This is a genomic window from Streptomyces sp. NPDC088915 (assembly GCF_044749825.1).
Classification (GTDB): Bacteria; Actinomycetota; Actinomycetes; order Streptomycetales; family Streptomycetaceae; genus Streptomyces.
Genome location: NZ_JBIVIR010000007.1, coordinates 225849 through 245448, shown reverse-complemented (window position 1 = coordinate 245448; position 19600 = coordinate 225849). Strand labels below are relative to the sequence as shown.

At 73.1% G+C, this 19600-nt stretch carries 22 protein-coding genes; 6 read left to right on the top strand and 16 right to left on the bottom strand.

The window, feature by feature from the left end:
* Positions 1-8: 8 nt before the first annotated feature.
* The 9 genes from ACIP5O_RS15635 to ACIP5O_RS15595 all read right to left on the bottom strand — a co-directional run bounded on the left by ACIP5O_RS15635 (position 9) and on the right by ACIP5O_RS15595 (position 10441).
* A complete protein-coding gene (locus ACIP5O_RS15635) occupies positions 9-818 on the bottom strand; it encodes an excalibur calcium-binding domain-containing protein (protein WP_401293285.1) in 810 nt (269 codons plus the stop codon).
* Between the two features lie 140 nt (positions 819-958).
* Positions 959-1693, bottom strand: a complete 735-nt coding sequence (locus ACIP5O_RS15630) for a hypothetical protein (protein WP_401293283.1) — start codon at positions 1691-1693, stop codon at positions 959-961.
* A 133-nt stretch (positions 1694-1826) separates the two neighbouring features.
* On the bottom strand, positions 1827-2960 hold the full coding sequence (locus tag ACIP5O_RS15625; protein WP_356543262.1) for an acyl-CoA dehydrogenase: 1134 nt from the start codon (positions 2958-2960) through the stop codon (positions 1827-1829).
* A gap of 44 nt (positions 2961-3004) precedes the next feature.
* Positions 3005-4957 carry an acetyl/propionyl/methylcrotonyl-CoA carboxylase subunit alpha gene (locus ACIP5O_RS15620; RefSeq protein ID WP_401293525.1) on the bottom strand — a complete coding sequence of 651 codons (1953 nt, stop codon included), beginning with the start codon at positions 4955-4957 and terminating at the stop codon, positions 3005-3007.
* A 32-nt stretch (positions 4958-4989) separates the two neighbouring features.
* Complete coding sequence (locus ACIP5O_RS15615; RefSeq protein WP_401293280.1) at positions 4990-6603, bottom strand: acyl-CoA carboxylase subunit beta; 1614 nt, start codon at positions 6601-6603, stop codon at positions 4990-4992.
* A gap of 70 nt (positions 6604-6673) precedes the next feature.
* Positions 6674-8374, bottom strand: a complete 1701-nt coding sequence (locus tag ACIP5O_RS15610) for an acyclic terpene utilization AtuA family protein (RefSeq protein ID WP_401293277.1) — start codon at positions 8372-8374, stop codon at positions 6674-6676.
* Positions 8374-9210, bottom strand: coding sequence for a TIGR03084 family metal-binding protein (locus ACIP5O_RS15605; RefSeq protein ID WP_401293274.1), 837 nt, complete (start codon positions 9208-9210; stop codon positions 8374-8376). The genes ACIP5O_RS15610 and ACIP5O_RS15605 overlap by 1 nt, the downstream gene beginning before the upstream one ends.
* A gap of 126 nt (positions 9211-9336) precedes the next feature.
* On the bottom strand, positions 9337-9750 hold the full coding sequence (locus ACIP5O_RS15600) for a hypothetical protein (protein ID WP_401293272.1): 414 nt from the start codon (positions 9748-9750) through the stop codon (positions 9337-9339).
* Between the two features lie 157 nt (positions 9751-9907).
* On the bottom strand, positions 9908-10441 hold the full coding sequence (locus ACIP5O_RS15595) for an NUDIX hydrolase (protein WP_125667724.1): 534 nt from the start codon (positions 10439-10441) through the stop codon (positions 9908-9910).
* 200 nt (positions 10442-10641) lie between these two features.
* Between ACIP5O_RS15595 and ACIP5O_RS15590 the strand changes: the two genes are divergently transcribed.
* Positions 10642-11085: a hypothetical protein gene (locus ACIP5O_RS15590; protein WP_401293268.1), complete on the top strand. Its 444-nt coding sequence runs from the start codon at positions 10642-10644 to the stop codon at positions 11083-11085.
* A gap of 190 nt (positions 11086-11275) precedes the next feature.
* On the opposite strand, the gene ACIP5O_RS15585 is transcribed toward ACIP5O_RS15590, so the two are convergent.
* Positions 11276-13579: an excinuclease ABC subunit UvrA gene (locus ACIP5O_RS15585; RefSeq protein WP_401293265.1), complete on the bottom strand. Its 2304-nt coding sequence runs from the start codon at positions 13577-13579 to the stop codon at positions 11276-11278.
* Between the two features lie 423 nt (positions 13580-14002).
* Positions 14003-14188, bottom strand: coding sequence for a DUF1272 domain-containing protein (locus ACIP5O_RS15580; protein WP_401293262.1), 186 nt, complete (start codon positions 14186-14188; stop codon positions 14003-14005).
* 170 nt (positions 14189-14358) lie between these two features.
* Here ACIP5O_RS15580 and ACIP5O_RS15575 point away from each other — a divergent pair, with 170 nt between their 5' ends.
* The 5 genes from ACIP5O_RS15575 (at position 14359) to ACIP5O_RS15555 (ending at position 17245) form a co-directional block, all read left to right on the top strand.
* Entirely contained in the window at positions 14359-15099 is a 741-nt protein-coding gene (locus ACIP5O_RS15575) for a MerR family transcriptional regulator (protein ID WP_401293259.1), read from the top strand.
* A gap of 32 nt (positions 15100-15131) precedes the next feature.
* Positions 15132-15467 carry a YnfA family protein gene (locus ACIP5O_RS15570; RefSeq protein ID WP_401293256.1) on the top strand — a complete coding sequence of 112 codons (336 nt, stop codon included), beginning with the start codon at positions 15132-15134 and terminating at the stop codon, positions 15465-15467.
* Positions 15468-15751: 284 nt separating this feature from the next.
* The gene (locus tag ACIP5O_RS15565; protein WP_401293255.1) at positions 15752-15949 is read left to right on the top strand and encodes a hypothetical protein; all 198 of its coding nucleotides are present in this window, start codon (positions 15752-15754) and stop codon (positions 15947-15949) included.
* 46 nt (positions 15950-15995) lie between these two features.
* On the top strand, positions 15996-16469 hold the full coding sequence (locus tag ACIP5O_RS15560; protein ID WP_401293252.1) for an Rrf2 family transcriptional regulator: 474 nt from the start codon (positions 15996-15998) through the stop codon (positions 16467-16469).
* A gap of 68 nt (positions 16470-16537) precedes the next feature.
* Positions 16538-17245, top strand: coding sequence for an NIPSNAP family protein (locus ACIP5O_RS15555; RefSeq protein ID WP_401293249.1), 708 nt, complete (start codon positions 16538-16540; stop codon positions 17243-17245).
* Positions 17246-17294: 49 nt separating this feature from the next.
* Here ACIP5O_RS15555 and ACIP5O_RS15550 read toward each other — a convergent pair whose 3' ends face one another.
* The 5 genes from ACIP5O_RS15550 to ACIP5O_RS15530 form a co-directional block, all read right to left on the bottom strand.
* Positions 17295-17444 carry a hypothetical protein gene (locus ACIP5O_RS15550; RefSeq protein WP_401293247.1) on the bottom strand — a complete coding sequence of 50 codons (150 nt, stop codon included), beginning with the start codon at positions 17442-17444 and terminating at the stop codon, positions 17295-17297.
* A gap of 59 nt (positions 17445-17503) precedes the next feature.
* Positions 17504-17881, bottom strand: coding sequence for a VOC family protein (locus ACIP5O_RS15545; RefSeq protein WP_401293244.1), 378 nt, complete (start codon positions 17879-17881; stop codon positions 17504-17506).
* A gap of 61 nt (positions 17882-17942) precedes the next feature.
* Positions 17943-18284, bottom strand: a complete 342-nt coding sequence (locus ACIP5O_RS15540; RefSeq protein WP_401293241.1) for an SCO0607 family lipoprotein — start codon at positions 18282-18284, stop codon at positions 17943-17945.
* 118 nt (positions 18285-18402) lie between these two features.
* Positions 18403-18603 carry a hypothetical protein gene (locus tag ACIP5O_RS15535; protein WP_356543245.1) on the bottom strand — a complete coding sequence of 67 codons (201 nt, stop codon included), beginning with the start codon at positions 18601-18603 and terminating at the stop codon, positions 18403-18405.
* A gap of 25 nt (positions 18604-18628) precedes the next feature.
* Positions 18629-19528 carry an EamA family transporter gene (locus ACIP5O_RS15530; protein WP_401293523.1) on the bottom strand — a complete coding sequence of 300 codons (900 nt, stop codon included), beginning with the start codon at positions 19526-19528 and terminating at the stop codon, positions 18629-18631.
* Positions 19529-19600: the final 72 nt, after the last annotated feature.

Below are 19600 nucleotides of genomic sequence, written 5' to 3'. Positions count from 1 at the left end.
GACAGGGGTCAGTTCTCGCAGCCCACGCCGTCGCCGTCGCGGTCGAGGTGGGGGGCGTAGCCGGGGTCGCCGCGGTGGATGGGCGCGGCTCCGGCCGCGCGGACGGCCGTGCAGTTGGCGTAGGAGACGTTCTCGTCGGCGGTGTCCTGCGTGGGCTCCGGCTCCGGCTCGGGCTCCGGGGCCGTGGTCGGCGGCTGGGTGGCGGGCCGGGGCCTCGGGGCCGGGGGCGGGGTCGGCTTCGGGGTCGGCTTGTGGAGGACCGTGTTCGGCGACTTCGGGCACGGGACGCCCGGCTCCGTCAGGTACACCACCGGCACCGCGGACGTGACCGGCGCGCCGGCGTCCGGGCGCTGGAAGCAGACCCGCCACGTGCCGTACTCGGCGGGGAGGTCGACGTCCTCGTAGGCGGCGTGGGCCCGGCCCTGGTTGGCGGTGAGGATCTGCTCGGCGGCCGCGTAGTCGCCGCCGACGAGCGAGGGCATCACCGGGGGCTCCTCGGCCTCCGTCGGGGTCGGCGTCGGGGTCGGGGTCGGGGTGGGGCTCGGGGACGCGGTGGCCGTGGCCGCCGGCCGCTCCGCCTTCGCGTCCTCCTCCGGCGGGTCCGGGGTGACGAACGGCAGCAGGAACCACAGGCCCGAGAGGACGGTCGCCAGGACCTTCTGCGACCGGTTCCAGAGGCTCGTCCAGGCCAGGGCGATGCCGGCGGGCGGGAAGACCACCAGCAGGGTGACGACCAGGGCGGGGTGCTGCCACCAGCGCCGGAGGCGCGGGGGCGGAGGCGGAGGGGCGTACGGGTAGGACTGCGGCGGTGTGTACACGGACGTCTCCCCCGGCGGGCATGAACCACAGGCGTGAACGACCTGTGTGCGAAGTGACGAGATCGTACACAGGCCGTTCACGTCCGGACTCCCGGATCACGGAAACCGTTACGCCGCCTCCGCGGGGCCCGGGCCGGCGCTCAACGGGCGGCGGGCCCGGCGGACACCACACCGCGCGCGAGTGCGGCGCAACTGACCAGGAACACGGCCAGGGCGCACCACAGGCCGGTCACTTCGGGAAGGACGAGACTCGCGGTGCCGTCGGTGAAGACGCAGTCGACGGCGGGGGGAAGGACGCCGCGGTCGACCCGCACGATGTCGCCTCCGGGCGCGGTGTGGAGGTGTCGCACCTGCCAGGTGAAGCACGCGTTGCGGAGGTCCGGGCCGGACAGCTCCATGAAGTGTCCGACCCGGGCGATCCAGATCGCACCGGCCGCCGCGGGTGCGAGGACCGCGCCCGCCCTGGCCCACCGCGGCGTGCGCGAGGGGCGGGCGACGGCCCGCGCGGCGGCGCCGGCGGTGACCAGCACCGCCCCGAGCCAGATCAGCCATCCGCCGGCGGCGGTGGGGTGCGTGGGGCCGTACGCGCTCGAGTCCGTCCAGTGACACGCCACCTGCGGCGGGAACAGGCCGACGTCGACGTGCGTGAGCGGGAAGTCGTCGTCCAGCGTGCGCCGGCCGCACACCGACCTCGGTCGCACCAGCGCCACCCCGTAGGCCAGCGCGTGGGCGTAGCCCACGGCGATCGCACCGGCTCCCGCCTTCAGCAGTCGCCCGTGCACCGGTGCGGGGCGGTACCTCCACCACGTGAGGACCATCGTTCCCACGACGATCCACACGAGCAGCATGAAGACCAGCCCGAGCCACACGACCATGTCCGTTCCCTCCGTCGCCTGTTCGGACGGAGGGAACGATCCGCCGGTTGCGCACCCCTCGGCTCAGGGCCCGTCGGTCTCGTGTCCGTCGGTCTCGTGTCCGTCGGTCTCGGGCCCGTCGGTCTCGGGCCCGTCAGTACGACTTCGGCAGCCCCAGCGTCTGGTGGGAGACGTAGTTGAGGATCATCTCGCGGCTGACGGGGGCGATGCGGGCCACGCGGGCCGCCGTGATCAGGCGGGCGAGGCCGAACTCCTTGGTGAGGCCGTTGCCGCCGAGGGTGTGGACGGCCTGGTCGACGGCCTTCACGCAGGCCTCGGCGGCGGCGTACTTGGCCATGTTGGCGGCCTCGCCCGCACCGAAGTCGTCGCCCGCGTCGTAGAGCTGCGCCGCCTTCGCCATCATCAGGCGGGCCAGCTCCAGTTCGATGTGCGCCTGGGCCAGGGGGTGGGCGACGGCCTGGTGGGCGCCGATCGGGGTCTTCCAGACCTGGCGCTCCTTCGCGTACGTCACGGCCTGCGCGAGCGCGTACCGGCCCATGCCGATCGCGAACGCGGCCGTCATGATCCGCTCCGGGTTGAGCCCCGCGAAGAGCTGGAGGAGGCCCGCGTCCTCGTCGCCCACGAGCGCGTCCTCCGGCAGGCGCACGTCGTCGAGGGTCAGCTCGAACTGCTTCTCGTCCGCGTCGAGTTCCATCTCGATGTGGCGCCGCCCGAAGCCGGGGGCGTCGCGCGGGACGATGAAGAGGCAGGGCTTGAGCTTCCCCGTGCGGGCGTCCGACGTGCGGCCCACGATCAGGGTCGCGTCCGCGATGTCCACTCCCGAGACGAAGACCTTCCGGCCGTTGAGGACCCAGCCCTCCCCGGTGCGGGTCGCGGTGGTCGTGATGCGGTGCGAGTTCGACCCGGCGTCGGGCTCGGTGATCCCGAACGCCATCGTCCTCGTGCCGTCCGCGAGCCCCGGCAGCCAGGCCCGCTTCTGCTCCTCCGTGCCGAAGCGGGAGATGACCGTGCCGCAGATCGCGGGCGACACGACCATCATCAGGAGCGGCGCGCCCGCCGCGCCCGCCTCCTCCAGGACGACGGACAGCTCGGCCATGCCGCCGCCCCCGCCGCCGTACTCCTCGGGCAGGTTCACGCCCAGGTAGCCGAGCTTCCCGGCCTCGGCCCACAGCTCGGCCCGGTCGAAGCCGGGGCCGTGGCGGCGGCCGAGCGCGGAGACGGCGGCGCGGAGCGCGGTGAGCTCTTCGGTCTCGATCATGGTGCTCATGCGGACGGTTCCTCCTGTGCGTCGGGCGGTGCGACGGGCCGTTCTCAGGACTGCGCTTCGGGCCGTTCTTCGGTCTGTACGACGGCGAGCAGGGCACCGACCTCGACCTGGCGGCCGGGGGCGGCGTGGAGCGCGGTGAGCGTGCCGGAGGCCGGAGCGGTGACGCGGTGCTCCATCTTCATGGCCTCCAGCCAGAGCAGCGGCTGCCCGGCGGTGACCGGGTCGCCGACGGCGAGGCCGTCCGCGACCCGGACGACGGTGCCGGGCATAGGGGCGAGCAGGGAGCCGGGCGCGGTCTGCTCGCGGGGGTCGGTGAAGCGGGGGCGGGCGGCGAGGCGGTGGCCTCCCACGTGGACCGTCCCGTCCGCGTAGGCCGTCACGTCGAAGTGCCGTACGACTCCCGCCGTTTCGAGGCTCACCCGGTCCGGGGCCGCCGCCACGACCCGTACGCCCTCCGGGGCGGTGACCTCGTACCCGCCGTCCCGCGTCGGCCGGTAGCGGACCTCGTGGTCCCCGCCCGTCCCTCCGGACGCCCCTCCGCCCGTTCCTCCGGACGTCCCTCCGCCCGTTCCTCCGTACGTCCCGTACGTCCGCGTCTCGTCCTGCGAGCGGAGGTTCCGCCAGCCGCCGCCGAAGCGGCCCCGGCGGGCGGACGCGGCGGCGAGGGCGGCGGCGACGGCCGCGAGCCCCTCGCCCCCGGGGGCGGTGGTGAGGGCGGGCAGGTTCCGGTCGTAGAAGCCGGTGTCGAGGGCCTCCACGGTCGTGTACTCGGGGTGGCGGAGGGAGGCCACGAGCAGGTCCCGGTTGGTGACCGGGCCGTGGATCCGGGCCCGTTCCAGGGCGCGGGCGAGCTTGCGGACGGCCCCGTCGCGGGTGGGGGCGTGGACGGTGAACTTGGCGATCATGGGGTCGTAGTGGACGCCGATCGCGTCCCCGGAGGCGTAACCGGTGTCGAGCCGGACCCCTCCCGGCACGTCGAAGAGGTGCAGGGTGCCCGTCTGCGGGGCCCAGCCCCGGGCCGGGTCCTCCGCGTACAGGCGGGCCTCGATCGCGTGGCCGCGCGGGGCGGGGGTCTCCGGCGGCAGCTTCCCGCCCTCGGCGACGGCGAGTTGGAGGGCGACGAGGTCGACCCCGTAGACCTCCTCCGTGACGGGGTGCTCGACCTGGAGGCGGGTGTTCATCTCCAGGAAGTGCGCGCGGCCGTCCGCGACGAGGAACTCGACCGTGCCCGCGCCGACGTAGCCGACGGCCTTGGCGGCGCGGACGGCCGTGTCGAGGAGGGAGGCCTCCAGGGCGGCGGGCAGGCCGGGGGCCGGGGCCTCCTCGATCACCTTCTGGTGGCGGCGCTGGAGGGAGCAGTCGCGGGTGCCGAGCGCCCAGACCGTGCCGTGGGCGTCGCAGAGGAGCTGCACCTCGACGTGGCGCCCGTCCTCCACGTACGGCTCGACGAAGACCTCGCCGTCCCCGAACGCGCTCGCCGCCTCCGCCGACGCCGACTCCAACTCACTTTCCAGCTCGCCCAGTTCGCGTACGATCCGCATGCCCCGGCCGCCGCCGCCCGCCGCCGCCTTCACCAGGACGGGCAGGTCGGCCTCCGTGACCCGGGCCGGGTCCAGGGGCGCGATGCCGAGGAGTTCCTTGGCACGGGTCTTCGAGGCCATGGCCTCGATCGCGGCCGGGTGCGGGCCGATCCAGACGAGCCCGGCACCGATCACCGCACGGGCGAAGCCGGCGTTCTCGGAGAGGAAGCCGTAACCGGGGTGGACGGCGTCCGCGCCCGCCGCGAGGGCCGCCTTCACGATCAGGTCGCCGCGCAGGTACGTCTCCGAGGGCGCGGCCCCCGGCAGCCGTACCGCCGCGTCGGCCTCGCGTACGTGCAGGGCGTCGGCGTCCGCGTCGGAGTACACGGCGACGGTGGAGATCCCCAGGTCGCGGCAGGTGCGGAAGACGCGGCAGGCGATCTCGCCCCGGTTCGCGACGAGGACGGAGGTGATCAACGGAGTCGGGTGCGAAGAGGTCATCAGGGGTCTCACATTCGGAAGACGCCGAAGCCGCCGCGCGCGCCCTCGACCGGTGCCGTGTGGATCGCGGAGAGGCACAGCCCGAGGACCGTGCGGGTGTCGCGGGGGTCGACGACCCCGTCGTCGTAGAGCCGCCCGGAGAGGAACATCGGCAGCGACTCGGACTCGATCTGCGCCTCGACGAGCGCCCGCAGACCGGCGTCGGCCTCGGCAGCCTTTTCGTCGTACGGCTGCCCCTTCGCGGCGGCGGACGCCCGCGCCACGATCGACAGGACGCCCGCGAGCTGCTGCGGGCCCATGACGGCGGACTTGGCGCTGGGCCAGGCGAAGAGGAAGCGGGGGTCGTAGGCCCGGCCGCACATGCCGTAGTGCCCGGCGCCGTAGCTCGCGCCCATCAACACCGACAGGTGCGGGACCTTCGAGTTCGAGACGGCGTTGATCATCATCGCGCCGTGCTTGATGATGCCGCTCTGCTCGTACTCCTTGCCGACCATGTAGCCGGTGGTGTTGTGCAGGAAGACGAGCGGGACGTCCCGCTGGTTGGCGAGCTGGATGAACTGGGCCGCCTTCTGCGACTCGGGGCCGAAGAGGACGCCCTGCGCGTTGGCCAGGATGCCGACCGGGTAGCCGTGCAGGGACGCCCAGCCGGTGACCAGGCTCGGCCCGTACAGCGGCTTGAACTCGTCGAAGTCCGAGCCGTCGACGATCCGGGCGATGACCTCGCGCGGGTCGAAGGGGGTCTTCAGGTCGCCGGGGACGATCCCGAGGAGTTCCTCCTCGTCGTACTTGGGCGGCTCGACGAAGGCCGGGTCCGGATCCGGGTGCGCCTTGCGGTGGTTGAGGCGGGCGACGATCCGGCGGGCCTGGCGGAGCGCGTCGGCCTCGTCCACCGCGTAGTGGTCGGCGAGGCCGGAGGTCCGGGCGTGCATCTCGGCGCCGCCGAGCGACTCGTCGTCGCTCTCCTCCCCCGTCGCCATCTTCACGAGCGGCGGCCCGCCGAGGAACACCTTCGACCGCTCCTTGATCATCACGGCGTGGTCGGACATGCCGGGGACGTACGCGCCGCCGGCCGTCGAGTTGCCGAAGACGACCGCGATCGTGGGGATCCCGGCGGCGGAGAGCCGGGTGAGGTCGCGGAAGAGCGCCCCGCCCGGGATGAAGATCTCCTTCTGGGAGGGCAGGTCGGCGCCGCCGGACTCGACGAGCGAGACGACGGGGAGCCGGTTGGCGTACGCGATCTCGTTGGCGCGCAGGGCCTTCTTCAGGGTCCACGGGTTGGAGGCGCCGCCGCGCACGGTCGGGTCGTTGGCGGTGATCAGGCACTCGACGCCCTCGATCACCCCGATCCCGGTGATCAGGGAGGCCCCTACGGTGTAGTCGCTGCCCCAGGCGGCGAGCGGCGACAGCTCCAGGAAGGGGCTGTCGGGGTCGACGAGCAGCTCGATCCGCTCCCGGGCGAGCATCTTGCCGCGCTTCCGGTGCCGGGCCGTGTACTTCTCGCCGCCGCCCGCGAGGGCCTTGGCGTGCTCGGCGTCGAGCGCGGCGAGCTTGTCGAGCATGGCGGCGCGGGCGTCGGCGTAGTCGGGTCCGCCGGTGTCGAGGGCGGAGGCGAGGACGGTCACGGGGATTCCTCTCGGGGGACGTGACGGGGGGCGTGGCGGACCACGTGACGGGCGGCGCGGTGGGCGGGGGTCACAGCAGCCCCTCCGGTACGTCGATCTCGCGCGAGCGCAGCCACTCGCCGAGGGCCTTGGCCTGGGGGTCGAAGCGGGCCTGGGAGGCGACGCCCTCGCCGAGGATCCCGGCGACGGTGAAGTTGAGGGCCCGCAGGTTCGGCAGGACGTGCCGGACGACGGGCAGGTCCGCCGTCTCGGGCAGCAGCGCGCGGAACCGCTCGACGGTGAGGGCGTGGACGAGCCAGCGCCACTCCTCCTCCGTGCGCACCCACACGCCCACGTTGGCGTCGCCGCCCTTGTCGCCGCTGCGGGCCCCGGCGATCCGGCCGAGGGGGACGCGGCGGACGGGCCCGCCGGCCGCCGGCGGCGGCGGAAGCTCCGGCTCGGGTACGGGTTCCAGCTCACGGGTGTGGGGCGGTACGGGAATCCCCTGACGGGTCCCGTCGGGGAGCACGGCCGTGTGCGGGACCTCGGCGGCGTCCACGTACACCGTCTCGAAGACCCCATAGGGGGAACCCTTGCCCGGTGGGGCGGTGACGTGGAAGCCGGGGTAGCTGGCGAGGGCCAGTTCGATGGCGGCGCCCGTAAGGGTGCGGCCGACGGCCTCGGGGCCGGGGTCGCGGACGACGAGCCGCAGCAGGGCGCTCGCGGTCTCCTCGGTGGCGGCGTCGGCCCGGTCGGTGCGGACGAGGTCCCACCGCACCTCCGCCGGACGGGACCCGCTCCGTGCGAAGGCGTCCTCGATCTGGTCCCGTACGAGCGCGGCCTTGGCCTCGACGTCGAGGCCGGTGAGGACGAAGACGACCTCGTTGCGGAAGCCGCCGAGGCGGCTGAGTCCGGCCTTGAGGGTGGGCGGCGGGGCCTCGCCCCGGACGCCCTCGATCCCGACCCGGTCGGGGGCCTCCTGGGTGAGCCGTACGGTGTCGAGCCGGGCGGTCGCGTCGGGTCCCGCGTACCGGGCGCCCGCCGTCTCGTAGAGCAACTGGGCCGTGACCGTGCCGACGTCGACGAGGCCGCCGGTGCCGGGGTGCTTGGTGATCACGCAGGAGCCGTCGTCGTGGAGCTCGGCGACGGGGAAGCCGGGGCGGCGCAGGAGGGCCGGGTCGTGGTCGCGGAAGAAGGCGTAGTTGCCGCCGGTGGCCTGGGTGCCGCACTCCAGGACGTGCCCGGCGACGACCGCGCCCGCGAGCCGGTCGTACTCCTGCGGGCCCCAGCCGAAGTGCCACTGCGCGGGCCCGGTGACCAGGGCGGCGTCGGTGACGCGGCCGGTGACGACGACGTCGGCGCCGGCGGCGAGGCAGGCGGCGATGCCGGCGCCGCCGAGATAGGCGTTGGCGGCGAGGGCGCCGTCCCGGGCGGGCAGGCGGTCGCCCTCGACGTGCGCGACCCGCACGGGCAGGCCGAGCTTCGCGGCGAGGGCGCGCAGGGCGTCGGCGAGTCCGGCGGGGTTGAGGCCGCCGGCATTGGTGACGATCCGGATCCCGCGCTCGTGGGCGAGGCCGAGGCCCTCCTCCATCTGGCGCAGGAAGGTCTTGGCGTATCCGGCGGCCGGGTCCTTGAGCTGGTCGCGGCCGAGGATGAGCATGGTCAGCTCGGCGAGGTAGTCGCCGGTGAGGACGTGCAGCTCGCCGCCGGGCCCGGCGCCGGTGAGCATCTCGCGGACGGCGTCGAAGCGGTCGCCGTAGAAGCCGGAGGCGTTGCCGATGCGGAGGACCACTAGGCCTCCCCGGGCACGGTGCGGGCCGGGCGTCCCGCTCCGGCCGGACGTCCCGCTCCCGCCGGGCGCCCCGCTCCGGCCGGACCGGCGAAGGCCTGGGCGATGGTCAGCCAGTGCGCGGCGCCGGGGCCGTGGGCGACGAGGGCGGTGTCGTCGCGGTGGACGCGCTGGGTGACGAGGAGGCAGAAGTCGAGGGCGGGCCCGGTGACCTTCTGGGCGGCGCCCTCGGGCCCGTAAGCCCACAACTCCCCACTCGGCGAGACGAGTTCCACGCGGAAGGGCTCGGCGGGGGGCTGCTCGCCCCGGACGAAGTAGGCGTAGTCGCGGGCGCGGTGGCCGATCCAGGCGACGTGCCGGAGGCGGGCGGTCGGCGGGCGGACGACCCCGAGGGCGTCGGCGACGTCCCGGCCGTGGGCCCAGGTCTCCATCAGCCGGGCGGTGGCCAGGGCGGAGGCGCTCATCGGCGGCCCGTACCAGGGGAAGCGGGCGCCGGGCGGGGCGGCGCGCAGGGCCTCCTGGAGGCGTGCGCGGTCCGCGCGCCAGCGGGCGAGCAGCTCGGCGGGCGGCAGCGCGGCCCCCTCCTCGGCGCCCTCGTCGACGAAGCGGTCGGGGGCGGCGAGGGCCTTCTCCGTCTCGGCGGCGAAGGCGTCGGCGTCGGTGGCGGCGAGGAGGGCGGCCCGGTCGGTCCAGGCGAGGTGGGCGATCTGGTGGGCGATCGTCCAACCGGGGGCGGGGGTCGGCGCCCCCCACCGCTCCTTGCTCAACTCGCTTACGAGCCGGTCGAGTTCGTCACTCTCGTCGCGCAGATCGTCGAGGAGGACGACGGGGTCGGACACGGTGCGCTCCCCTCGGGGACGGGCGGTCCCGGTCACGGGCCTTCGCGGAGGAGCATGGCAGCGGCACCGGAAACAATCAAGCGTGCTTGCTTTAGTTTTGGAAAGAGCTTGAACCGACCGGCTGCTCTACATCCGGGACCGCCGCATCAGCGAGGCGAGGGCGGCGGCGCCGACGACGAGGGCGAGGGAGCCCAGGGGGAGGACCGCGCCGGGCCCGCTGTCGAGCACGTCGACGCCGTGACCGACGGCGGCGACCCACCCGGCGGTCCCGACCGCCACCATCGGACCGACCCTCCGCTCGCCGGTGATCCGCATGCCGATCCACAGGATCAGCGGCATGAGCAGGAAGGTGTTGAGGAGCGCCGAGGTGAACGCCTGGTCGGAGGAGTAACCGCCCCCGACCCCGAGGGCGGTGGAGGCCTGGGCGGTGAAGGACAGATAGAGGGTGTCGGACAGGACCAGATGGGAGGCGGCGACGCCGACCGACGAGACGATGAGCGCTTTGAGGAGGCGGGGGAGGGTGGGGGTGGGTGATGCCATGACACTCGACTATACGCGCAGCGTATACACCGAGTGCATAGACGCCCGAATGCTGGTCGCGGTCTGCGCGGAGGACACGTCCGTACGCCCTGGGCGGCGACGACGGTGACAGCGGTGGCGCTCGAAACCCGGCTCCGGGAAACGCTGCCCCGCCAGGTCAGCGGATCGCCTCGTCCATGAGCACGTAGAGCAGCCCGACGAGGGAGCCGCTGCTGACGATCTCGCGACGGTCGATCATGCCCCGCACGTCGGCCAGCGGAATCCACTCGACCCGATCCGACTCGTTCTTCTCGGTCGGCGGCCCTTCGTACGTCGCCCCGTCGGCCCGGAAGACGTGGTGCTGGGAGTCGGTGATGCCGTTCGCCGGCTCGGCGTAGATCAGCGGCTTGATCGGACCGGGCCGCCACCCGGTCTCCTCCAGCACCTCACGCGCGGCCGCCTCGGCAGGGGTCTCGCCCACCTCGACCAGGCCCATCGGCAGCTCCCACGCCCAGGCGTCCGTGATGAAGCGGTGCCGCCACATCATCAGAACCTCACGCCGCTCGTTGACCACGGCGGCCACGGCCAGGTGCCGGAGCTTGACGACGTGGTGCTCCCAGCGGTTCCCGTCCGGGGTCTCGATGTCGGTGAGCCATACGTTCACCCAGGCGTTCTCGTAGATCGGACGTTCCCCGTGGATCTTCCACTGCATCGCCGCGGCCCCTCTCGATCGGTCTCCAGGATCGCAGAACCACCTCTGGATTCCGCTAGGTTCGGCTAGATTTTGCGTCAGGGTGACGAATACTGACGCCTCCGCCTCCTCGGCACTCCTGCCTCTTGGCCCGGGTTCTGTCAGTGGCCGCTGTTAGCGTCCAGCCGTTCTGGAAGAGCTGCGGAGGGAGGGGCCGCCTCATGGGCGCGTCGGGGTGGGACTACTCGGTGCCGTATCAGGAGGATCTCGTCGGGGCGTTCGACGCGCTGCGGCGGAAGGTCTTCGAGGAGCGGGAGTACTACTGGGGTCCGGGAGGTGACTGGCGGTCGGAGGAAGAGCGGCTGCCGTGGCCCGAGACCGAGGAGGAGCTGTGGGAGCACGAGCTCGTGCAGCACGACGGGACTCACTCGATTCTCGACATCTTCCGGATCATCGGACCGGACGAGAAGCCGGATTACTCCACGATGAAGCAGGTGACCGAAGAGGAGGCGCTGCGTGTCCTGGGCACGCGGAAGCCCACCCGGGCACACGTGCCGAGGTTCGAGGAGTTCGACCACTGGCGTTGGTACGGGCGGTGTGCCGTGCTCCACGACGACCGGGGGGAGCCGCAGGAGATCTACTTCTGGGGTTTCTCCGGCGACTGAGTCGTTCCAGTGGACCAGGCGTGGACCGGTCGGGGCGGCGATGGGCGGGGAGGACGGGGAGCGAGCGGGGCGGACACGTGCGGCAGGCTTCCCGCAGCGCCCTCTTGAAGCCGTCGTGGACGCGGTGTCCGGGGCATGCGCCACCCGCCACCGCACCGGCCCCTTCCGGCGGTCACCGCGTCGTACGTCCTCACCCCTTCGCAGCCGCCGCCAGCGCCCGTCCCGTCAACGAGTCCTCCCGCTCAGCCAGTTCGGCCGGTGGCCCGGTGAAGAGCAGGCGGCCGCCGTCCGTGCCGGCGCCCGGGCCGATGTCGATGACGTGGTCGGCCTGGGCGACGACGCGGAGGTTGTGCTCGACCACGACGAGGGTCGCGCCCGCGTCCACGAGGTCGGCGAAGAGCACGTCGAGGCGTTCCACGTCGCTGGGGTGCAGGCCGGTCGTCGGTTCGTCGAGGACGATCCGCTCCTCCGCGAAGCCGGCGGAGGCGGAGGCGGCGCTGAGGTGCCGGGCGAGCAGCAGGCGCTGCTTCTCGCCGCCGGAGAGGGTGTCGAGCGACTGTCCGACGGCGGTGTAGCCGAGCCCGACGCGCTCCAGCCACCTCAGCGGTTCCGCGATGCCGGGGCGGTCGGCGAAGAGTTCGGCCACGGGCCCCGCCGCCATCCGCAGGACGTCGGCGATCGTGTGGCCGTCCAGCTCCGCCTTCAGGGCCGTGGGGTTGAAGCGTTCGCCCCCGCAGGCGTCGCAAGGGGTGGCGACGTCGTCCAGGAAGGCGAGTTCGGTGGTGATGTGGCCCTTGCCCCGGCAGGCGGGGCAGGCCCCCTTGGAGTTGAAGCTGAACCAGGCCGGTTCGAGCCCGGACGCGGCGGCGAACGCCTCGCGGACGCCGTCGGCGACACCGAGGACGCTCAGCGACATCGACCGGACGCCGCCCCGCAGGGGATCCTGTCCGACCACCGTGAACTCACGGTGCTGACGCGGGAGTTCGTCGACGGCGAAGGAGCTCTTGCCGGAGCCGGCGACGCCCGTGACGGCGGTGAGGACACCGATCGGGACGTCGACGTCGAAGCCGGTGAGGTTGTGCGCCGAGGCGCCCGCGACCCGGACCCGGTCGCGCGGCTTCCGGACCGCGCGCCGCGGCTCCAGCGGCGTCGAGAGCAGCCGCCCCGTGACCGTGTCGCTCCCCCGCAGCTCCTCCGGCGTCCCCTCGAACCGTACGAGCCCGCCGTCCGCGCCCGCACCCGGCCCCATGTCGACGACGTGGTCGGCGACGCGGATCACCTGGGGGTGGTGCTCGACGACGAGGACGGTGTTGCCCGCGTCGCGCAGCTTCAGCAGCAGCTGGTTGAGGCGCTGCACGTCGGCGGGGTGAAGTCCGGAGGAGGGCTCGTCGAAGACGTACGTGATGTCGGTGAGGGCGCTGCCGAGGTGCCGGACGATCTTCACGCGCTGCGCCTCGCCGCCCGAGAGCGTCGACGACTCGCGGTCGAGCGAGAGGTAGCCGAGCCCGACCGAGAGCAGCGCGTCGAGGGTCCGGCGGATCCCGGCGAGCGCGGGCGCCACGCGCGGGTCGCCGAAGTCCTCCAGTACGCGGCGGAGTTCGGCCACGGACATCGCCGACCAGTCTACGATCGACCGCCCGTCGACGAGGCTGGCACGGGCGGCTTCGTTGAGGCGGGCGCCGCCGCAGGCGGGACAGACGCGGTGCGTGGTGAGGCGCTCCAGCTCCGCGTGGACCTGCGGGGAGATCTTGGCCGGACGGTTCTTCACGTACACGTCGCGCATCCGGGTGACGACGCCGTCGAAGCGCGCGGTCTTGGGGAAGCGCGGGTCCGGATCCGGCAGCTTCATCTGGTCGGCGTACAGGAAGAGGTCCCTCTCCTCCTCCGTGTAGTCCTTCAGCGGCTTCTTCCGGTCGAAGAGGCCGCAGTAGGCGAAGCGCTTCCAGCGGTAGACGCCGGGCCGGAACTGGCTGAACCGCACGGGGCCTTCGTCGATGTTCTTCTCGGGGTCGATCAGCTCGTCGACGTCGATGTCGACGACGCTGCCGAGCCCCTCGCAGGCGGGGCACATGCCCGTCGGGTCGTTGAAGGAGTACGCGGGCGAGTACCCGGCGGAGGGCTCGCCGATCCGGGAGAACACGAGCCGGAGCAGCGGGGCGATGTCGGAGGCCGTGGCGACGGTGGACCGGGCGTTCCCGGTGAAGCGGCGCTGGTCGATGATGGCGGTGAAGGTGAGCCCGCTCATCGACTGCACCTCCGGCGCCGGCATGTGCGGGAGCCGGTTCCGTACGAAGGAGGGGTACGAGTCGTTCACGAGGCGCTGCGCCTCGGCGGCGACGGTGTCGAGCACGAGCGACGACTTGCCGGACCCGGAGACGCCGGTGACGACCGTCAGGGCCTTCTTCGGCAGGTCGACGGTGACGTTCCTGAGGTTGTTGGCGGCCGCTCCCACGACACGGATGACGGCTTCGTCGGCGGCGTTGCGGGCGTTCATGGGCGCCATCATGGTGCGGCGGGGCCCGGGGGGAGGGCGCCGCGCGCGCCACTGGGCGAGAACCGCAAGGAAATCACCTCTCACGGAGTCCGTACGTCAGGAGCCCGTACGTCAGGAATCCCTACCTCAGGAATCCCTACGTCAGGAATCCCTCCAGCTGGGATCTCTCCGGTTGGGATTCATACGACCGGGATCTGTGCGACCGGGATCCGTACGACGAGCGACGAGCGGCCCGCACCTCCGCCAGGTGTGCGAGCCGCTCGCCCTGCTTCACCGGGCCCGTGGTACGGGGGGGAAACCACAGGCCCGGCGTTCTGGAGCGGTCCCACGCGCTCCCCCTCCGTGTGCCCGGGAAGGCGGAGGGCATGCGCGCCGCGCCGCGAAGTTTTTCCACCGGCCCGCCTACCCCTCCCCCGGCCGCCCCTACCCCGTGGCGAAGCGGCGCGGTCGCGGGACGAGCTCGCCCCCGCAGTTGGGGCAGATGCTCCCCAGGGCGTCGGCGCACGGCACGCAGAAGCTGCACTCGTACGAACAGATCCGCGCGAGCCCGTCCAGGGGCAGGACCGCCACCCGACACCGCTCGCACCGGTCACGCATCTCCAGGGCCACGGCGGCCTCCCTCTCTCGTACAGCCGGACACGTCACCATCCTCGAAGCCGCACCCGGCCCCCGGAAACAGTCCGGCGGCCGAAGAGCGACGGAATCGAGCCATCGCCCACCCGTACGCCGCCCCCGTCCCCTTGACCTTCGAGCCGGGTGGAAGGTTTACGGTCGACGGCATGACCTCCATGCGGATCTCCCGACTGGCCGAGCGGAGCGGGGTGCCGGCCACGACCCTGCGCTTCTACGAGGACAAGGGGCTGCTGCCGGCCGACCGGACGCCCGCCGGGTACCGGGTGTACGGCGAGGACGCCCTCGCCCGTCTGTCCTTCATCGACGCGGCCAAACACCTGGGGCTGCCGCTGGAGGAGATCGGCGAACTGCTGCGGGTGCGGGAGGCCGGCGCCTGCCGGGACGTGAAGGCGGACCTGCGGCCGCGGATCGCCGCCCGGCTCGCCGAGGCCGAGGCCCGTACCGCCGAACTGGCCGCGTTCACCGCCTCCCTCCACGGGGCCCTCGCGCACCTGGACGCGCTGCCCGACCGCGCGGGCCGGTGCGACCCGGAATGCGACTTCCTCGCCCCGCCCCCGGAAGACGGAGCCCCCGGCCGCCAGGAGGCCGAGCGGTGGCGTACGGCACCGGTGGCCTGCTCACTCACGGGCGAGGACGTGCACGAGCGCGCCGCCCGGTGGCGCGAGGCGGTCGACGGCGCCACCCGGGCCGAGGTGCCCGAGGGCCTGCGGCTGACCCTGCCCGCCGACCGGGCCGTACGCGTCGCCGAGCTGGCCGCCGCGGAACAGCGCTGCTGCCCGTTCTTCGACTTCCGCCTCCACCTCGACGGCCCGGTCCTCCACCTGGAGGTCCGGGCCCCCGCGGAGGGCCGGACGCTGCTGACCGACCTCTTCGCCCCCACCCCCTGACCACCGCACTCCCCCACCGGAAAGCCCCCACCGTGCTCGTCGCCCGCTCCCTCGCCCTGTTCGCCGTCGCCGCCCTGTTCGAGATCGGAGGCGCCTGGCTGGTCTGGCAGGGCGTCCGCGAGCACAAGGGCTGGATCTGGATCGGCGCCGGCGTCGTCGCGCTCGGCGTGTACGGCGTGGTGGCCACCCTCCAGAACGACGAGAACTTCGGCCGCGTCCTGGCCGCGTACGGCGGGATCTTCGTCGCCGGATCGATCGCCTGGGGCATGGCCGCCGACGGCTACCGCCCGGACCGCTTCGACGTCGTCGGCGCGCTGGTCTGCCTGGCGGGGATGGCCGTGATCATGTACGCCCCGCGCGGCCACTGAGCACCGCGTAGTCTTCGGGGCCCTGCACCTGCCGCACGGCGACTTCGCGGTCACGGCGTGCGGCGGCCCGGAAACCGTCCGCGCGAGGACCGCGACCGCCACGTGCCCGGACCCCCGCCCGATGCGGTCCCGCTCGGCCGACGGCGGCTCCTGGGCGGACCTCCTGGACCTGTTCGACCGAGCGCCGGGGGCACAGGGGCACGGGGGCCGAGTCACGGAACGTGCCCCGGTCAGCCACTCCCGGAAACCGGCTGTCCGGGGTCGTCCAGCCACGGAGTCTCCCCGTGGCGGTCACCGACGAAGCCGACGAGTTCCTGGCGTTCTGCGACTCCCCCGCCGAGCACTGGGTGCGCCTGCGCCTTCAAACGGCGTCCGCTTCGAGAGCGGTCACCGCGTCGAGCTCGCCGACGCGAAGGCTTCGGCATGAGCCGGCCGACCCGGGCGGGTCGTACCGCGTCGCATCGATCGTCCGGAGTGCTTGACCACGAGCATGGCTGTAACAGAAGCTGTTGCAGCAAGGAGGAAGCAATGGCGGCGAACAGTCGATTGACCATCGCGACGCATGCGCTGGCATGGTTGGCGTTGGCGCGGCGCCGTGGCCGGGAGGTTCTCACTTCGGACCAGGTCGCGGCCAGCGTCAACACCCATCCCGTGATCATCCGGCGCAGCCTCGGTGATCTGCGGCGGGCCGGCCTGGTGGAGGTGCGCCACGGTGCCGGTGCGGGCTGGAGCCTCGCCCGCGAGCCGGAGGAGATCACCCTGCTCGACGTGCACGAAGCCGTCCGTGCGGAGCCACCGTTCGGCCTGCACCACACCGAGCCCAACCTGGAGTGCCCGGTCGGCCGAGGCATCCGGCCCGCCCTGAGCGAAATCTACGGTCGGGCCGAGCAGGCCATGCGACGGGAGCTGGCGAACACGTCGATCGCCGATGTACTTCGCGAGACGCTGGTGAACCAGCCGATGGATCCGGGGGCCGGACAGCCGTCACGCCGCTTGTCGTAACGAGGATCGTTCCAGCAACCGAACGAGGAGCAAGGCCGGTGAAAGCCCCGCGGTGTCCAGTCGTCGAATTGCGGCAGTACACGCTGCACCCCGGACGGCGGGACGTACTGATCGATCTGTTCGACCGGGAGTTCGTCGAGCCCCAGGAGGAGGTGGGCATGACCGTCCTGGGGCAGTTCCGCGACCTGGACGACCCCGACCGGTTCGTCTGGCTCCGCGGCTTCGAGGACATGCCACGCCGCGCCGAGGCACTGGAGAGCTTCTACGGCGGTCCGGTCTGGCAGGCGCACCGCGACGAGGCGAACGCGACGATGGTCGACTCCGATGACGTACTGATGCTGCGGCCGGCCTCGGCACGGGGCGGGTTCCCGGTGCCGACGGGCGCCCGGCCGGCCTCCGGCGAGCCGGCGGCACTGCCGCCGTCGCTCCTCCTCGCCACGATCTGGTACGGCCACGGCCCGTTCGACACCGCGTTCGTCGAGTTCTTCGAGCGGCGCGTGCGCCCCGTACTGGCCGAGACCGGCGGCGAGCCACTGGCGTACCTGCGGTCCGAACACGCCCCGAACACCTTCCCGGCGCTGCCGGTGCGGATGAACGAGGAGGTCTTCGTATGGTTCGCACGTTTCACCGACGAAGGCCACATCGACGATCACCTGAATCGCTTGCGGCATTCAGAACGCTGGCGGGAGGAGGTGCTGCCGACCCTTTCGGAACGGTGGGCCAGGGCCCCGCAACGGCTACGGCTGGCACCCACCGAGCGGTCGATACTGCGGTAGTCCGAGGGCGCCGGCGGACAGAACGCGATCTCGTCGCCATCACCAGGAGTCAAACCGATCCACATCCATGGGCTATTGCTCGGTCGATCCGCTCGTCCTCGTGCACCCGGTCGGGCGTACCGAACGCGGCCAGGAACTCCTCGTACGAGGTCAGGTGGGCGAAGTGGGACGGGCGCCGGCCGTGGAGGGCGAAGCCCACGACCGTTCCGCCGCGCCCCGCACCCGTATTCCGCTCTCCGGAGCCGTCGGACGCCGCGCTCAGTGCCGGACCAGGCAGAACGGGTGTCCGGCCGGGTCCGCGTACACCCGCCAGCTCCGGCCGCCCTCCCCCGCGTCCAGGAGGGTCGCGCCGTGGGTCAGGACCTGGGCGTGGGCGGTGTCGAGGTCGGGGACGCCGAAGTCGAGGTGGGACTGCTGGGGGTTGTCGGGGGCCGGCCACGTCGGCGGGCGGTGGTCGGGGACGCCCTGGAAGCAGAGGACGGGCCCGCCGGGGGTGTGCAGGGTGGACCAGTCCTCGCCGAGGGACCAGCGCCGGTCCGGCCGGTCGACCTCCCCGCCGAGCACGGCCCGGTAGAACTCCGCGAGCGCGCGGGGTGCGGGACAGTCGAGGACGAGGCACTGGAAGTCGGCGATCACGCGGGGAGTCTAGAGGCCACCCGGTGGACAAGGGGCGAGGCCCGGACCGGCCCCGGCCCCGTCAGCCCGCCTCGGGGGCGTCGATGACGTTTCCCTCCTTGTCGACGGTGTGGGTGCGCCAGTACACGTCCCACTCGTCGTCGACCTTCTGCGGCACCTTGCCCTCGGGGTAGCGCGTGTAGCCCTCCGGGACCTCCTCGCCGTCCTTGACGCAGGCGGAGCCGGTCGCGCCGACGGTCATGACGGGGTACTCGCCCCCGCCGCAGATGTCGTCCCGGAAGGAGAGGCCGGAGCAGCCGGCCAGGGCCAGGACCGCGGCCGCTCCCGTGAGCGCGGCGGCCGCGGAGGTGCGGATCCGGCGGCGGGGGGAAGGTGTGTCGCCGGTCGGAGCGGGGGTGGTCACGGGCGTCTCCTGTCGGTCGTGAGGACTGTCCCCACTCTCGTTCCCGGAGATCGCCGGAGCGTGAGTACCGGTACTCAGGCGGGCGCCGCGTCCCTACTCAACGGAGCCGGCGCACGCGCTAGCGGTTTCCCGTCATCACGACGTACACGCCCCCGACCACCGCGAGCAGGCCGACCACCAGGAAGGTCACCAGGGCGCAGCCGAGCAGGCCCGTCACGCCCGCGATCGCCGTCCAGCCCCAGCGGGTGGCCCGCTCGGCGCGGCGGAGGACCTCTCGGCCCTCGTCGTCGTCCCACACGCCTTCACCGTCACCGCGCACGTTTGTTCCCCCCCTTGCCGGGACCCTATCCCTTCGGCCGGGTGCGGACCGCGCCGATGCTCGCCGCGATGACGAGGGCGATGGCGAGGGCGTCGGCGGCGGACAGGGCCTGGCTGAGGACGAGGAAGCCGGCCAGGGCCGCGACGGCCGGTTCCAGGCTCATCAGGATCGCGAAGGTGGGCGCGGGCATGCGGCGCAGGGCGAGCAGTTCGAGGGTGTACGGCAGGACCGACGACATCAGCGCGACCGCGAGGCCCAGGCCGATCGTCGACGGCACGAGGAGCCGCCCGCCCGCCTCCGCGATGCCGAGCGGCAGGGTGAGGACGGCCCCGAAGGCCATGGCGAGCGCGAGCCCGTCGGCCTGCGGGAAGCGGCGGCCGGTGCGGGCGCCGAAGACGATGTACGCGGCCCACATCCCGCCCGCCCCGAGCGCGAAGGCCGCCCCCAGCGGGTCCAGGCGGTCGAAGCCGCCCCCGCCGAGCAGGACGACGCCGGCCAGGGCGAGCCCGGCCCACAGCAGGTTCGCCCGGCGGCGCGAGGCGACGACGGAGAGGATCAGCGGGCCGAGGACCTCCAGGGTCACGGCGGCGCCCAGCGGGATCCGGCTCGACGACTGGTAGATGAGGACGTTCATCCCCGCCATGGCGGTGCCGAAGGCGACGATCGTCCCCCAGTCCGCGCGGCCGTAGCCGCGGACCCGGGGCCGGCAGACGGCGAGCAGCACGAGCGCGGCCAGCACGAGCCGCAGCGTGACGACGCCGAGGGCGCCGGCGCGCGGCATGAGGAGGACGGCGACGGCGGCCCCGAACTGCACGGAGAGCCCGCTCGTGACGACCAGGGCGACCGGCCCGAGCCGACCGCCCGGCCCCCCGTCCCGCACGGGGACTCCCCGGGGCCCCGCGGCCGCCGTCGCGACCGGGGTCACGTCCTTGACCGGACTGTCCACCGGCTGCTCCTCAACACCACACGCGATACGTACGAAGGTCCGCCGCACCGG